This window comes from Yersinia rohdei ATCC 43380 (assembly GCF_000173775.1).
In the GTDB taxonomy this organism is placed as follows: Bacteria; Pseudomonadota; Gammaproteobacteria; order Enterobacterales; family Enterobacteriaceae; genus Yersinia; species Yersinia rohdei.
This window is the reverse complement of record NZ_ACCD01000016.1, coordinates 42752-58519: the sequence shown is the minus strand read 5'-3', so window position 1 is coordinate 58519 and position 15768 is coordinate 42752. Positions and strand designations below refer to the sequence as shown.

Here is a 15768-nt window from a genome sequence, read left to right as displayed (position 1 = left end):
GCAAAGCTGTGATGTTCAATGGCGTATTAACCAAGGGGATGAATATCCTGCAATGGCACAGTATTTAATGACCGAAAGCCCGCGCTATAACGTGATACCGCGAGATCATCGGCAAAAATAGCCGGGCGGCGGCCATAAATAATATCGGCTAATAATTGTCCTGAACCACAGGCCATCGTCCAGCCTAAGGTGCCGTGTCCGGTATTAAGGTACAGATTTTTAACCGAGGTGCGCCCGATAATCGGCGTGCCATCCGGTGTCATGGGGCGCAGACCCGTCCAGAAGGTGGCCTGGCTAATATTGCCACCATGGGGATACAAATCGCTGACCACCATTTCCAGTGTTTCACGGCGCGCCCGAGCCAATTGGGTATTGAATCCGACTATTTCGGCCATTCCTCCCACCCGAATGCGGTCATCAAACCGCGTAATAGCGATTTTGTAGGTTTCATCCAACACGGTTGAAAACGGGGCTGAAGCGGGATCGGTAATTGGGATGGTCAGCGAGTAACCTTTGAGTGGATAAACCGGAATTGACACTAACCCGGCTAACAATGCCGTCGAATAAGCCCCAAAAGCCACCACATAGGCATCTGCTTTAATAATTTCATCACCGCACTGCACGCCAGCAATATGGTCGCCCTCGACCAGCAGCTTATCGACCGAGCGGTTAAATATAAATTTCACCCCAGCCTGTTCAGCCATTTTTGCCAGCCGCTCAGTAAATAACTTACAATCGCCCGTTTCGTCATTAGGCAAGCGCAAGCCACCGGTGAGTTTATGTGCAACTTTGGCTAAGGCCGGTTCTACCGTGGCCAGTTGATCTGCAGTTAATAATGAATACGGCACCCCCGCATCCTCCAATACCGCAATATCCTTAGAGGCATTATCAAATTGCTGTTCGGTACGGAACAACTGCAATGTTCCCCCCTGACGCCCCTCATACTGAATACCGGTATCTTCCCGCAGGTTTTTTAAACAATCTCGGCTGTATTCTGCCAACCGCACCATGCGGCTTTTATTAACCATATAGTGAGAAGTGTCGCAGTTTCTTAGCATTTGCCACATCCAGCGCAATTGGAATGCGCTGCCATCAAGGTGAATGGCCAGAGGCGCATGGCGCTGGAACATCCATTTAATGGCCTTCAAAGGCACGCCAGGTGCGGCCCAAGGTGCCGCATAACCCGGTGATATCTGGCCCGCGTTGCCCGCACTAGTTTCCTGCGCTGGCCCCTCTTGGCGGTCAATTACTGTGACGTCATGGCCGTCTTTGGCTAAGTACCAGGCGCTGGCAACGCCCACCACACCACTTCCTAAAATGACAACGCGCATCTCATCCACACTCCAAAATCGCCACAAAAGCATAATATTCTGTTGACAGAAAATTAACCCAGCAGAAAAAACTATCCAACATATTAATTATAGACTGTGACTTAATTCACAATTAATTTACGATGTAATGACTTTTCAATTCAATAGCATTAGGAAAATAGCGATAAGGTGCTATTTACAGTCAATTAAACAAAAGAAAAGTCGAGATTTACCCGCATTACCCTTATTAATCACATGAATAATGAGCATGTTGTGGAAGTTGAAATTATCAGTTTTATATTCTGGTAACCAACAAGTTTTTCAGAGTAATAATTCAATAAATACGTTATTAAGATTATTGATTTGGTCAGTAAAAAATAATCTATATTGACATAAGGTCTTGCCATGCCTCAATTTGTTCATATTGAGCTAGGATTATTGAAGTGACCAGTATTTTGCAGGGTTATAAAACCGTGAGGGATGCGCTAATGACAACTTCAACATCGAAACACACCGCGCAAGATAAGCGCCTGACTGACGGCCCGGACTGGACATTTGAATTGTTGCAGGTCTATCTGGATCAAATAGACCGGGTAGCAAAACATTACCGGCTCGACACCTATCCCCATCAGATAGAAGTTATCACCTCAGAACAAATGATGGATGCCTATTCAAGTATTGGCATGCCAATTAATTATACCCATTGGTCTTTCGGTAAAAAATTCATCGAAACCGAGCAAAAATATAAACAAGGTCAGCAGGGATTAGCTTACGAAATTGTGATCAATTCCAATCCGTGTATTGCGTATTTGATGGAAGAAAATACCATTACCATGCAAGCCTTGGTCATGGCCCACGCCTGCTATGGCCATAATTCTTTCTTTAAGAATAATTATCTATTTCGGGCCTGGACGGACGCCAGTTCTATTGTGGATTATCTGCTATTTGCTCGTCATTACATCAGTGAATGCGAGGAGCGATACGGAGTAGAAGAAGTCGAGCGGTTGCTGGACTCCTGCCATGCGCTAATGAATTATGGAGTAGACCGCTATAAACGCCCGCAAAAAATATCCTTAATTGAGGAAACCGCCCGCCAGAAAAGCCGTGAGGAATATCTGCAAAGCCAGGTCAACTCATTGTGGAAAACCTTGCCGCGCAAGGACCGGGGGGAAACACCAACCCAAACTTTGCGCTACCCCAGTGAGCCGCAAGAGAATTTACTCTATTTTATGGAGAAAAATGCCCCGTTGCTGGAATCATGGCAGCGGGAAGTGCTGCGCATTGTGCGCAAAGTCAGCCAATATTTTTATCCACAAAAACAAACGCAAGTCATGAATGAGGGCTGGGCCACGTTTTGGCATTACACCATTCTTAACCACCTGTACGATGAAGGTCAGGTCACTGACAGGTTTATGATGGAGTTCTTACATAGCCATACCAATGTGGTCTATCAGCCGCCGTATAACAGCCCTTATTACAACGGCATTAACCCTTATGCCCTTGGGTTTGCTATGTTTCAGGATATCAAGCGCATTTGCCTGTCGCCAACCGAAGAAGACTATTATTGGTTCCCGGATATCGCCGGTAAAGACTGGTTGGATACACTGCACTTTGCCATGCGCGACTTTAAAGACGAGAGCTTCATCAGCCAATTCTTATCACCGAAAGTGATGCGTGACTTCCGCCTATTTACCGTGCTGGACGATGATAAAAATAATTATCTAGAAATTTCGGCCATTCATAATGAAGATGGTTATCGTGCTATCCGAAATGAATTATCTGCTCAATACAACTTGAGTAATCATGAGCCAAATATTCAGGTGTGGAATGTTGATTTACGTGGTGACCGCTCCCTGACACTGCGCTACATCCCCCACGACCGGGCACCATTGGATAAAAGTCGCCAGCAAGTGATGAAACATATCCATCGCTTATGGGGTTTTGATATTCATATGGAACAGTTGAATGATGATGGCAGCATTGAATTGTTAGATAGCACCCCACCGCGAGGCAACAAGCTGTAGTAATCAAGTTGTAGTGATGAATAACATTGCAGACATTAATAAAAAGGGGTTTGAAAAACCCGCAGATTCAGCAGTAAAAACAGGGTGTTGTCATTAACCTCAGGGGCTTAAACAGCCCTTGAGGTTGGTCTGTGTTACCTAGCGGCGAGCTTCGGCCAAATCACTCGGCATGGTGCCCTGCATACTGTGCCAAATAGCACCGCTCTCTTTACCGTAGGCGCGCAGGCATTCTAACACCTGCTCGTGCCCTTTCTCATCACACAGGGTGGACAGCTTGCTATAAAAGGTTAATGCCAGCTTGCGCGCCTCAGGATTTGAGAAATAGTAACGCCCAACCCGGGTATAAAGCCCTTTCAGCCCATTGAGGATCAAACCGTAAATTGGGTTACCTGAGGCAAAAGCCAACCCACGGAAAATGCCGTAATCCAGTGCAGTAAATGCTTCGGAGTTATCATCAACAGTTTGTGCTTGGGCCAGAATTTCTTGGGCTTTTTCCGGATGGTTACGAATAGCCGTCCGCACGAAGATGGTCGCGATATTTGTTCGAACAGCCAGTAAGTTGTCTATCAATTGTGGAACGCTGTCATGGTCAAGCCGTGCCAGTGTTTCCAAAATATTCAGACCGGATGTCTCCCAAAAGTTGTTTACTTTCGTCGGTTTACCATGCTGAATAGTGAGCCAGCCGTCGCGGGCTAGCCGTTGCAGCACTTCGCGCAATGTGGTGCGGGTAACTCCAATCAGCTCTGAAAGCTCACGTTCCGCGGGCAAAATAGTGCCTGGAGGGAAGCGATTATTCCAAATACTTTCAATAATATACTCTTCCGCGAAACCGGCAGGACTTTGCGCCTTTATAACCATATTTTTTGACGTTCCGTAGCGATACATATCAGCAATTTAGTGTGCTCATCATACCAGACGACTGTATTTTGATATAGCTTCTGAGCCGAACAAATGATGAAAGCGGTCATAAAGTTGCAAAAATTGCGCAGATGGAATGATGAGTAGATTATACATATTGCTTTTAGATGAATAACCTAAGGTAAAATGTAACTTTGAGTCGCAATTGCATCATATTAATTATTAAGGAGACTATAAGCCACAATGGATATCACCATTAGACAAGCCGTACTCAGGAATTTCCTTGGCAATTCGCCAGATTGGTACAAACTGGCCATTATAGGGTTCCTCATCATTAACCCGTTGGTGTTCTTCTTTGTCAGCCCTTTCCTCGCGGGCTGGATGCTGGTTGTTGAATTTATCTTTACGTTGGCGATGGCACTAAAATGCTATCCTTTGCAACCTGGTGGGTTACTGGCTATCCAAGCCGTGGCTATCGGCATGACCAGCCCGCACCAAATAGCTGAAGAAATTGCTAATAATCTGGAAGTCCTGTTGCTGTTAGTCTTTATGGTGGCGGGCATCTACTTTATGAAGCAGTTATTACTGTTTGTTTTTACCAAATTGCTGCTGAATATTCGCTCAAAAATCATTCTCTCCTTGGCCTTCTGTATTGCTTCCGCATTTCTTTCCGCATTTCTGGATGCCTTAACCGTTATTGCGGTAGTCATTAGCGTTTCTGTCGGTTTTTATACTATTTATCATCATGTTGCATCCAATCATTCGGACAAAGACATTACCGATGACAGCTGGATTGACAGCCAGGAAAATCGCAAAACACTGGAACAATTCCGCGGTTTTTTGCGCAGCCTAATGATGCATGCTGGCGTGGGCACGGCGCTGGGCGGCGTCATGACGATGGTCGGTGAACCTCAAAATTTGATTATCGCCAAAAGTGCTGGCTGGCATTTTGGTGATTTTTTCCTTCGTATGTTACCCGTGACTTTACCGGTACTGTTTTTCGGCTTATTGGTGTGCGTGTTGGTTGAGCGCTTCAAACTGTTTGGCTATGGCGTTGAACTTCCTGAACGCGTGCGCCAAGTTTTGACCGATTACGACAAACAAAACAGTGCCAAACGCACCCGGCAGGAGAAAGTAAAACTGCTGACTCAAGCACTAATTGGTATCTGGTTGGTATTGGCGCTGGCATTTCATTTAGCTGAAGTGGGCTTGGTGGGGTTATCGGTGATTATTCTCGCCACCTCGCTATGCGGCATCACCAATGAACATGCGCTGGGTAAAGCATTTCAGGAAGCATTGCCTTTTACCGCCCTGCTCACCGTCTTTTTTGCTGTGGTCGCGGTAATTATTGAGCAAAGTTTATTCACGCCAATTATTCAGTTCGTTCTACAAGCATCGCCGTCCGCCCAGCTGTCCTTGTTTTATCTGTTTAACGGCTTACTGTCATCGGTATCAGATAATGTCTTTGTCGGCACGGTCTATATCAATGAAGCGCGCAGTGCATTTGAACATGGCATCATTTCACTGCAACAATTTGAGTTATTGGCCGTTGCCATCAATACCGGGACTAATCTGCCGTCCGTCGCGACCCCCAATGGCCAGGCGGCATTCTTGTTCCTGCTCACCTCGGCACTGGCGCCACTCATTCGCCTCTCGTATGGCCGCATGGTATATATGGCTCTGCCCTATACCATCGTGATGACACTTGTCGGTCTGCTGGGCGTAGAATATTTATTAGTCCCTGCGACCGAATGGATGATGCAAAATGGTTGGATTAGTTTGCCCCATATGGCAACAGGGGTTAGCATCACACACTGATTAGTTGCATTATAGTCTCTGCCAGCACAACACTGTTCCTCACCACGAGGAGCAGTGATTGATTTTTAAGGGAGTATTGGCTGGCAAAACAAACCAATATCTTACCCAAAGCAAAATTTATGCTCAAGGTGGCTTGTCTTACGCGAGAAATAGCTGATTTTTGCCTAATTTTACCTTTGGGTAGCTGGCAGCAATGATGAATTGGTTTACACTGCCGGTACAATTGCTTACTGCATGGAAAATAAAGATATGTTGCAATTTCTTAACCGCTGCTCTAAAGGGCGCGGTGCTTGGTTATTACTTGCCCTGACTGCACTTGTATTAGAATTAATTGCGCTCTATTTTCAACACGTTATGTTGCTTCAACCTTGCGTAATGTGTATTTATGAACGAGCCGCATTATTCGGTATTTTGGGTGCAGCATTACTTGGCTTTATTGCGCCTAAATCACCGTTGCGTTATCTGGCTATTTTCATCTGGATTTACAGCGCCTGGGAAGGGGTTCAGTTAGCCTGGACACATACGATGCTGCAACTGCATCCATCACCTTTTACCACCTGTGATTTCTTTGTCAGCTTCCCTACCTGGTTACCATTGGATAAGTGGTTCCCAGCTATTTTTGTTGCCAGCGGTGATTGCGCAGTCAAACAATGGGAATTCCTGACCTTAGAAATGCCACAATGGTTAGTCGGTATTTTTGCTGTTTTCTTATTGATAGCCGTATTAGTCCTGATAAGTCAATTTGTTAAGCCGAAAAGACGCGATCTGTTTGGCCGATAGTTTTTATACATATCTTTATCTAAAAAAGGCGCCCATTTAATGTGGCGCCTTTTTTATCGACTTTTCGAACCCAATTGCTGCTTATTCGCCGCACAACTTAGAGATAATTAACCCAAACCCATTCGGAAATTATTCTCAGTTATGTTGGTTATTTAACGAATAATTCCGCGCGCCGAGCGGGAGAAAAAAGATTTATAGGCCAGTAATACTTGGCAATTTATAGCCAGAATATCAATTTCATCATTAACATCCGCCACCAGCTTACCGCCATGATAAATAAGCTGATAGGCATTTTGCACCGCTTGCCAATCGCCATTATTTAGCGAATCAGCCCTAACCCCCACCGGCACCGCACGATTTCCTTCGGCAATAACATAAGGCGGCACATCCTGTACCACACAGGCACCGGTATTAATTAATGCATAAGTGCCAATCACACAAAACTGGTGCACCGCACTTGCCGCGCCAATAACGACAAAATCATCAACCGCAACATGCCCGGCCAGTCCTACATTGGTCGCCAATAAACAATGGTTACCAATGATGCAATCATGACCAATATGGACATGACTCATCAGATTATTATCATTACCAATTTGGGTTAGACCGCCCCCTTGAAGGGTGCCGCGATGGATGGTGACATTCTGTTGAATTAAATTGCGGTTACCAATAATAACCCGGGTGTCCTCACCCTTATATTTAAGATCCTGATTAACTTCACCAATAGAGGAAAACTGTCCAATATTATTGTCACATCCAAGCTCAGTAATACCATTAATCACAATATGTGACTTAAGCACTGTGCCAGAACCAATAGTGACTTGAGAACCAATGTAGCAAAAGTGACCAATCTGCACATTCGCACCAATCACCGCCCCCTTCTCAATGATTGCAGAAGCAGAAATTATCGCGGTGTTATCGATCAAGCTATTTAACTCTCCAGGCGGAGGACTCACTTTACAACTTTGTGGGTAACTTCAGCGTCGACTAAGGACTAATCCATCCAATGGTTTAATCAGATTTACAAAAAATGCGGCTGTCACTCAGGTTGGATAACCCATACGCAAAAAACCCCGGTAGCAACCAGGGTTTTAGAATAGGTGCCGGTGCTTTCCCGGCCGTCATGTTATGGTGTAAGCGTTCATCGTACACTCCGACGTTACACAGCCTAAGCATAACTATTGCACAACAGAAAAACACACTGGAAAGCAACCCAATAGGCTTTTCTGTTAAGCATTTACTTAGCAAGATTAATAATTTAACAGCGTTATGACTTTTTATCAAGGTATATTGGAAAATATTTTCCATTGAGGCGCTTTTTGGATTTTTTATTTCTCCGCTGCCGGACACCATAATTTCATATCTATTTGTTATAAAAACAAAAAAGGCCACCCTTAGGTAACCTCATTTCAATCTAATTGATGAAAAGATTAAGCGGTCGTGTGCGTACAAGTATAATGATTAGCTTGCTCGCCATCGACAAGTGCCAGTCGAATTGGCAACCCAGAGATGTTAAGAGAGGCAATAATTGGCTCCTGGCTATCCACCTTCTGGAAGATTAATGACTCGCCCTTACCTTCTGGATTAACCTGTATAAACTTAAACACCGACTTATCGACGATCAGTTGTTGATTCGGGCCATCCAAAACTGCGGTAAGATTATTGCCATCTTTCAATTGGCAATCAAGATTGATTAATGAAGCCCCAGCAGCTTGAACCTGATGTGAAATGCTACCCAAAGTAGCAGAGAGGCCGATGATAACAGCGGCTAATGTTGAAGATTTCATATTTTAAGTTTCTTAGTTAAATTTCGGCGTTAGTATGCCATATTCAGCTTATTAATAGGTATGAGTTATCTAGCCCACTGCGGTTTGTTCAAAATATGGTCTTGCCAATCAATGACTTCGCTCTCGTGCACCGCAATATGACGCACTGTAATTCGCTCACCATGCATGGCTGATTTTGAACCGGTTAATAGCGGATGCCAACTCAGTAAATCACGACCTTCGCCAATTAAACGATAAGCACATGTCGGTGGTAACCAATCAAAGGTCACCAGATTTTCACGAGTTAGCTTTATGCAGTCTTCTTCTAATTCAAAGCGACGTTCATAATTACGGCATTGGCAGGTTTTAATATTGAGCTGATCACAGGCCACATTGGTGAAATAAATTTCGTCCGTGTCCTCATCAATCAATTTATTCAAACAGCATTGACCACATCCGTCGCACAGCGATTCCCATTCGCTATCTGACATCTCAGCGAGTGTTTTTTGTTGCCAAAAAGGAAGTTGTGACATATCGGTATCCGGTGTAGTTAAGTGAGCTGGCAGCTAAATGAGCGGGTGTTTATAGACGTTTTGACTACCAGATGCAAGTTTTGCCGCCTAATCGAAGATAAAGGCGGCCAGGATTTGCTTAGATTATACGGGTGTTTAATGACTTGCCATTGAGCATTATTTTAAGCATATCGCCCGATTTCATCGGCCCGACACCTTGTGGCGTACCGGTCAAAATAATATCCCCCGCGCGTAAGGTAAAGAAACGGCTGATATAACTTATCAATGGAATGATGGGCGTAATCATATCGCGAGTATTACCTTTCTGACGAAGTTCATCATTAATTGTCAGGGATAACTCAACATTCTGCGCATCACCAAATTCGGCAACAGGAATAAAACCAGAGATAGGACAAGAGCCATCAAAGGCCTTGGATTTTTCCCAAGGTTGCCCGGCCTTTTTCAAATTTAACTGTAATTCACGCAAGGTTAAATCCAATGCAACACCATAGCCGGCAATAGCGCGTGCCACTTTATCTTCAGTAGCTTGTTTCAGCGGTGTACCAATCAAAACCGCTAATTCCACCTCATGGTGTACCGCACCAAAATCCTTCGGAATAGAGACCGGTTGGCGAATATCACATAATGCGGTTTCTGGTTTGATAAATAGTACCGGTTCAACTGAGGCCGCGCCCCCCATTTCTTTAATATGCTCGGCATAGTTACTGCCTACGCAAACCACTTTACTTACCGGGAACTCCAGTAAAGCCCCTTGCCAGTCTCTATGTTGATACATACTGCCTCTCTTGAATTCACATCCAGATAAACACCACACCACGGCGATGGCATACAGCGCCTATCAGCCACAGATTTTATTGACTGATACTGTCTGCCATCATACCAATGCTAATAGCAAAATAGTAAGAGCGGTTCCAGTGCATAATGGTACGAAAATTATCATAAACCAAAAATGCCCGCCCTTGCACATCATCGGGGACTATCACCCAGGCACGTAAATCCGGGTTCGCAACATTCATTCCCGCGATAGGTATAACTCCTAACTGCTGCCATTGTCTGACCGTCTTGGCCTGATTGTCTTTCAGCCCCGCCAGTGCAATATTGAACCCTACAGGCAACTGCGCCTCCTGCCCCCAACCAATGCCGGGTTTCCAACCTTCAGTAGACAGATAGTTAGCAGTAGAAGCAAATACATCATCAATATTATTCCAAATATCGATTTTTCCATCACCATCACCATCAGCACCATAGGTCAGGAATGAGCTGGGCATAAACTGACTTTGCCCCATAGCACCGGCCCAAGACCCCTTCAATTGCGGGTCATCCACCTTGCCTTGCTGAATAATCTGCAAGGCAGCGATTAACTCTTTGGTAAAAAAGGCTTCCCGACGGCCTTCAAATGCTAAGGTTGATAAAGCCGAAATCACATCTTCTTTACCTTGAATCTTGCCAAAACCACTCTCCATGCCCCACAGCGCAACAATATAGCGCTCAGGCACACCATAGCGAGCAGTGACTTGAGATAACTGAGGTTGATAGCGTTGATAGATTTCTTTGCCCTGTTCTATTTTGCTCGGGGTTAGGACTTTAGCCAGATAATCATCCAGTGTGACTTTCTTTTCCAACTGGTTGCGGTCAGATTGAATCACCCGGTCGACAAAATGGATATTGGCAAAAGCGAGATTTAATGTCGCGTCACTTATCCCTTTAGCTCGGGCCTGAGCTTTCAACTGTTCAACATATGCGGGAAACAGCGCCGGATCTCGGCCCTGCTGAGATAACGTGGTGGGGGGATGGCTGTTGTTGGTAGAGACTAACCCCATAGTAGTTGTGGGTGTTGAATTTACCTGGGCGGCTGCCGCAGTTTGAGGTTGCATTGGGGCGGCTGAATTCTTATTAGCACATCCCACCGAGACAACTGTCGCCAGTATTACCGCAATCATTGACAATTTCATCGACGCGTTCCTTGATAAAGCATTAACCCGTGAGGAAGCGGGACATTTAATATCAATCGAGTTTACACCACAGCACCCACCTGAAAGATAAGATGGGTGCCATCGCAAAAGCGGTTTTACCGCTACCGCGTGATTAGACTTTGCTCTCGCCCAAATGCATTTTCAGCAAACTTTCCGGTGGCGGTGGAACTTGCAGATAAAAACCTTGATCAACCAGTGCACTCTTCACCTTCTCGATATCTGCTGTTGCTAAACTTTTGCGCTCATTTAATGACAGCAGCATGGCGAATTGTGGTTTACCAAAGCTTGCAAGCAGCTCAGCAGGTACACGCGAAAAATCATCTTTTTTTTCAATATAAAGGTAGGTCTGATCCCGTTTCGGGCTTCTGTAGATAGCACAAAGCATGTTCTGGACTCTGGTTGATAAATTCAAGGATAAAACACATGATTAACTTGAGATTATAACATGCCTGACTCTATCACACGTCCAACAGTTCAAAAGACCTTGATAAAGACTTGATTAGCACAGGGATCAGGATCCAGATATTGATAAGGTTGTTTTTCCTTCTCGCTACGATAGCGCGGGGCATTTTTCTGCTGTTCGCATTTGGTCTGTTTATCAAGTTCACGTTTTGCGGTATCTGCATCTTCCCGTGCTTTTTTCTGATCAAGCTGTCGTTGCCATGAATCAGCGCCAGTCGGTTCCTGACCCAGTGATTTTCTTTTTTCCAAATAGTCGTTGGGGACTTTATTATCTTTAGGAATTTCAGCCTGATAACTAAAGTTAGCCCATAATGTCGCTGGGGTAAACAGGGTAAAAACACAGATAAATGAGAGTTGAATAAAATTCCTTTTCATTGCTATTTTCCTTTAGTTTGCTTAGTAGCGAGCCGCAAATTATAACCAAATGATTATCATTCTCAATATTAAGTAACTAAAGATAGTACTAATTCATACAATTTATAACGGACAAAAAAGACACATCGAGCTAAATCAAACATTATTAATGCTCCCAATTGTCCACATTGACAAAATGCGCAGTGAGATTCTTCCGAAATAATATTGTGAGCTATTTCACTAAGACGATAATAACCGCAATCGGCCAAGCTATTTCATTATCTTAAAAGTGTTAATAATGGTCAGCCATTAGTATAATTTATAAAAATCAACTTCACTCGATAAAAAAACGACCACTTTCGCATGAAATTAACTACTTTTATGGGCGGCAGCCGATGAGTATGTAGCAATAGATATTGTTGAAAAAATACCCAGCGCAATCTACCTGGTGATAATAACCAAATATAGGGTGGTCGGGGCTAGCGAATAAGCGGAAGTTATGCTGTAATTTCTTGCCGGATTGAAGTTATTGCGGCCCTAGGCTTTCAATATATTGATACGGATAGATTTCTTTTTATATTACCTATAACATGCTTAGGAAGATCAGAATATTGTACCCCGAATGATATTCCGGGGATTAAACGCAGCTGAAACTGAGTCAGGATAGATGTCACAATCGCCAATTGAGTTAAAAGGCAGTAGTTTTACCCTATCGGTCGTTCACTTACATGATTCACGACCAGAGGTAATCCGTCAGGCATTACAGGAAAAGGTAGATCAAGCACCTGCTTTCCTGAAAAACGCCCCTGTTGTGATTAACGTTGCAACGTTACCTAACGGTGCTAACTGGAAAGATCTTCAACAGGCTGTCACTTCAGCGGGTCTGCGTATTGTTGGCATTAGTGGTTGTCAGGATGAACGTCAAAAACGTGCAATAGCGCGGGCCGGTCTGCCGTTACTGAGTGAAGGTAAAGGCCAAAAAATGGCCTCTGAACCCGCTATCAGCCCACCAGAAAACGTTCCTACCAAGACACGCATCATCAACACACCTGTCCGTTCCGGCCAACAAATTTATGCCCGTAATTGCGATTTGATTGTTATCAGCAGTGTCAGTGCCGGTGCTGAATTAATTGCCGACGGCAATATTCATGTCTATGGAATGATGCGAGGCCGTGCGCTAGCAGGTGCATCCGGCGATGGTCAATGTCAGATTTTTTGCACGCATCTGGGTGCTGAACTCGTCTCTATCGCGGGGCAGTACTGGTTGAGTGATCAGATCCCACGCGACTATTTTGGTCAAGCTGCGCGTTTGCATCTGCTGGATAACGCATTAACTATACAACCTTTAAATTAAGCCCTTTTGACAAGGAATCCATTTCATGGCACGCATTATTGTTGTTACATCGGGTAAAGGGGGCGTTGGCAAGACCACATCAAGCGCGGCTATCGCTACCGGCTTGGCCCAAAAAGGTAAAAAAACCGTCGTTATTGATTTCGATATCGGACTACGGAACCTAGACTTGATTATGGGATGTGAGCGCCGGGTCGTTTACGATTTTGTTAATGTTATTCAAGGTGACGCCACCTTGAACCAGGCATTAATAAAAGATAAGCGCACAGATAATCTGTATATTCTGCCCGCTTCTCAAACCCGTGACAAAGACGCCCTGACTAAAGAGGGTGTTGAAAAGATTTTAAATGATCTTGGCGACATGAATTTTGAGTTTGTTGTCTGTGACTCTCCGGCCGGTATTGAAAGCGGTGCCTTGATGGCGCTGTATTTTGCTGACGAAGCCGTCATCACAACCAACCCTGAAGTCTCCTCCGTTCGTGACTCAGACCGTATTCTCGGAATACTGTCATCTAAATCACGACGTGCGGAAAATGGCCAAGATCCTATTAAAGAACATCTGCTTTTGACCCGCTACAATCCAGGGCGTGTTAATCGTGGCGACATGCTTAGCATGGAAGATGTCCTTGATATCCTGAGGATCCCATTGGTTGGCGTTATTCCAGAAGACCAATCTGTATTGCGCGCCTCTAACCAAGGCGAGCCTGTGATTCTGGACAAAGAGTCAGATGCTGGTAAAGCTTATGACGATACCGTTGACCGTTTGCTAGGAGAAGAACGTCCCTTCCGCTTCATTGAAGAAGAGAAGAAGGGCTTCCTGAAACGCCTTTTTGGGGGATAAACCATGGCTTTGTTAGACTTTTTTCTGTCCCGCAAAAAACCGACAGCCAATATAGCCAAGGAACGGCTGCAAATTATCGTCGCTGAGCGTCGTCGTGGGGACAGTGAGCCCCATTATTTGCCTGACTTGAAACGCGATATTTTGGCGGTTATTTGTAAATATATCCAGATAGACCCTGAAATGCTGCATGTGCAATTTGAGCAAAAAGGGGATGATATTTCGGTGCTTGAACTCAACGTGACATTACCGGAAACGGAAGAAACGCCTAAATGATTTCTTCGCAATAACTACCCCCTGTAATTAATTACAGGGGGTGATTTTCATATATTAACTGTATAAATACCCAGTTCCACTTCTATTATTAATATATAGCCAGCCCAAAATCTCGTCATTTCTATTTCAGTGCTTCAGAAATTATCGCTGAATTTAAACTGAAAAATTCAGAGCGAAGTCACCTCCCCTCTGAATATTAATTAATACTGTTGTAAAATCTCAGTCAATTCTACTGACAATAAATCACCACGCCAGCCAGTTAATAATTCGGGTTGGGTATCTGTTGATTTCAGTTTCCAATGCCAACTGAGTAATTGATTTATTTGACGGCGCGATGCCAATAACTCACTGCTCAATCCACTGCGTTCACTGACCGATAATATTAGCGCCTTAATATCTTTGAAAACCTTCTTATAACCCGGTTTTTCAATCAAATTGATTACCGGCGGGGGAAGTTGGTCTTCAGGAACAGCATTCCCCTCTGCCACCAGCGCCAATAAAGTGCGCCCATGATAGCGGATTTCCTGCCCACTCAACCCCAAAGAGTCAAGCTCGCCCAGCGAAGTTGGCTGATAGCGGGCGACTTGCCACAGATTTTCTTCTCGCACCACAAAATTCACCGCCAGATCGCGTTCACGCGCTTGGCGCAAACGCCATGCAGCCAGTTTTTGCAAACAGGCCAACTGATGACCACGTAACTGCCAGGCATTTGTTATCTCGCGGTATGCTAACTCTGGATCCAGTGTTTCGCTGCGACGCCGACACAACAAATTGCACTCGTCAATAGCGGCATCCATACGCCCTGCGGCTTCCGTTGCTTCAACTAATTTCGCGGCCAGAGGCAACAGATAAAACACATCTGCTGCTGCGTAATCACACTGTTTTTCACTTAGCGGGCGAGCAATCCAATCGGTGCGAGATTCACTTTTATCTAACTCGACGCCTTCAAACTCATTCACCAACATGGCGAAGCCGCAAGACAGCGAGCGACCAGAGAATGCAGCCAAGACCTGTGTATCAATCATCGGCGTGGGCATTTGGTCAAAAGCATTAAGAAAGACTTCAAGATCTTCACTGCCGGCGTGCAGATACTTCACCACATTCAAATCTTGGATGAGTTCGCGGAAAGGTTGCCACTGCGTGATAGGTAACGGGTCAATCAGTGAAAGTTGTTCACCGTCATACAGTTGAATCAGACCTAACTGCGGATAGTAAGTGCGCGTTCTGACAAACTCTGTATCCAACGCAACATGGGCATGTTTTCGGGCTTGTTCGCAGACCTGCTGCAACGCACTGTCGGTGGTGATCAACTGATAATTCAAAACGTCATTCTCTTGGTCGTTATAACCGTCAATTTTTAGGCGGATATAGTGTATGGCAAACACAACAACGCCGGCGATGACCGGCGTTGATGATGATGATTGG

General features: G+C 44.8%; 16 protein-coding genes. 6 read left to right on the top strand and 10 right to left on the bottom strand.

Annotated elements, in window-relative coordinates; all coding sequences use genetic code 11:
* Positions 1-26: 26 nt before the first annotated feature.
* On the bottom strand, positions 27-1331 hold the full coding sequence (locus YROHD0001_RS06690) for a D-amino acid dehydrogenase (RefSeq protein WP_032817139.1): 1305 nt from the start codon (positions 1329-1331) through the stop codon (positions 27-29).
* 467 nt (positions 1332-1798) lie between these two features.
* On the opposite strand from YROHD0001_RS06690, the gene YROHD0001_RS06695 reads away from it, so the two are divergent.
* The gene (locus YROHD0001_RS06695; RefSeq protein ID WP_032817157.1) at positions 1799-3334 is read left to right on the top strand and encodes a SpoVR family protein; all 1536 of its coding nucleotides are present in this window, start codon (positions 1799-1801) and stop codon (positions 3332-3334) included.
* Between the two features lie 138 nt (positions 3335-3472).
* On the opposite strand, the gene fadR is transcribed toward YROHD0001_RS06695, so the two are convergent.
* Positions 3473-4192, bottom strand: coding sequence for a fatty acid metabolism transcriptional regulator FadR (fadR, locus tag YROHD0001_RS06700; protein WP_032817138.1), 720 nt, complete (start codon positions 4190-4192; stop codon positions 3473-3475).
* A 243-nt stretch (positions 4193-4435) separates the two neighbouring features.
* Here fadR and nhaB point away from each other — a divergent pair, with 243 nt between their 5' ends.
* Both nhaB and dsbB read left to right on the top strand, forming a co-directional pair.
* On the top strand, positions 4436-6010 hold the full coding sequence (nhaB, locus tag YROHD0001_RS06705) for a sodium/proton antiporter NhaB (RefSeq protein WP_004715259.1): 1575 nt from the start codon (positions 4436-4438) through the stop codon (positions 6008-6010).
* Positions 6011-6259: 249 nt separating this feature from the next.
* A complete protein-coding gene (dsbB, locus tag YROHD0001_RS06710; RefSeq protein WP_032817155.1) occupies positions 6260-6790 on the top strand; it encodes a disulfide bond formation protein DsbB in 531 nt (176 codons plus the stop codon).
* Positions 6791-6942: 152 nt separating this feature from the next.
* Here dsbB and lpxA read toward each other — a convergent pair whose 3' ends face one another.
* The 7 genes from lpxA to YROHD0001_RS06740 form a co-directional block, all read right to left on the bottom strand.
* The gene (lpxA, locus tag YROHD0001_RS06715) at positions 6943-7716 is read right to left on the bottom strand and encodes an acyl-ACP--UDP-N-acetylglucosamine O-acyltransferase (protein ID WP_004715257.1); all 774 of its coding nucleotides are present in this window, start codon (positions 7714-7716) and stop codon (positions 6943-6945) included.
* A 504-nt stretch (positions 7717-8220) separates the two neighbouring features.
* Positions 8221-8577, bottom strand: coding sequence for a hypothetical protein (locus YROHD0001_RS06720; protein ID WP_004715255.1), 357 nt, complete (start codon positions 8575-8577; stop codon positions 8221-8223).
* Between the two features lie 65 nt (positions 8578-8642).
* The gene (locus tag YROHD0001_RS06725) at positions 8643-9089 is read right to left on the bottom strand and encodes a YcgN family cysteine cluster protein (protein WP_004715254.1); all 447 of its coding nucleotides are present in this window, start codon (positions 9087-9089) and stop codon (positions 8643-8645) included.
* Between the two features lie 118 nt (positions 9090-9207).
* On the bottom strand, positions 9208-9864 hold the full coding sequence (locus YROHD0001_RS06730) for a fumarylacetoacetate hydrolase family protein (protein ID WP_004715253.1): 657 nt from the start codon (positions 9862-9864) through the stop codon (positions 9208-9210).
* A 76-nt stretch (positions 9865-9940) separates the two neighbouring features.
* Positions 9941-11041, bottom strand: a complete 1101-nt coding sequence (locus tag YROHD0001_RS06735; protein WP_032817136.1) for a lytic murein transglycosylase — start codon at positions 11039-11041, stop codon at positions 9941-9943.
* Positions 11042-11174: 133 nt separating this feature from the next.
* Positions 11175-11447, bottom strand: a complete 273-nt coding sequence (locus YROHD0001_RS0118080; protein ID WP_032817134.1) for a YcgL domain-containing protein — start codon at positions 11445-11447, stop codon at positions 11175-11177.
* Positions 11448-11536: 89 nt separating this feature from the next.
* Positions 11537-11899 (bottom strand): hypothetical protein, encoded by a 363-nt coding sequence (locus tag YROHD0001_RS06740; RefSeq protein ID WP_004715250.1) that lies wholly within the window; start codon positions 11897-11899, stop codon positions 11537-11539.
* A 646-nt stretch (positions 11900-12545) separates the two neighbouring features.
* Between YROHD0001_RS06740 and minC the strand changes: the two genes are divergently transcribed.
* The 3 genes from minC to minE are packed head-to-tail and all read left to right on the top strand — an operon-like array spanning position 12546 to position 14343.
* Positions 12546-13232: a septum site-determining protein MinC gene (gene minC / locus YROHD0001_RS06745; RefSeq protein WP_004715249.1), complete on the top strand. Its 687-nt coding sequence runs from the start codon at positions 12546-12548 to the stop codon at positions 13230-13232.
* Positions 13233-13257: 25 nt separating this feature from the next.
* Complete coding sequence (gene minD, locus YROHD0001_RS06750) at positions 13258-14070, top strand: septum site-determining protein MinD (RefSeq protein WP_005190923.1); 813 nt, start codon at positions 13258-13260, stop codon at positions 14068-14070.
* A gap of 3 nt (positions 14071-14073) precedes the next feature.
* Positions 14074-14343, top strand: coding sequence for a cell division topological specificity factor MinE (gene minE, locus YROHD0001_RS06755; RefSeq protein WP_002211180.1), 270 nt, complete (start codon positions 14074-14076; stop codon positions 14341-14343).
* A 200-nt stretch (positions 14344-14543) separates the two neighbouring features.
* On the opposite strand, the gene rnd is transcribed toward minE, so the two are convergent.
* Positions 14544-15665: a ribonuclease D gene (rnd, locus tag YROHD0001_RS06760; RefSeq protein ID WP_032817154.1), complete on the bottom strand. Its 1122-nt coding sequence runs from the start codon at positions 15663-15665 to the stop codon at positions 14544-14546.
* Between the last annotated feature and the right edge of the window lie 103 nt (positions 15666-15768).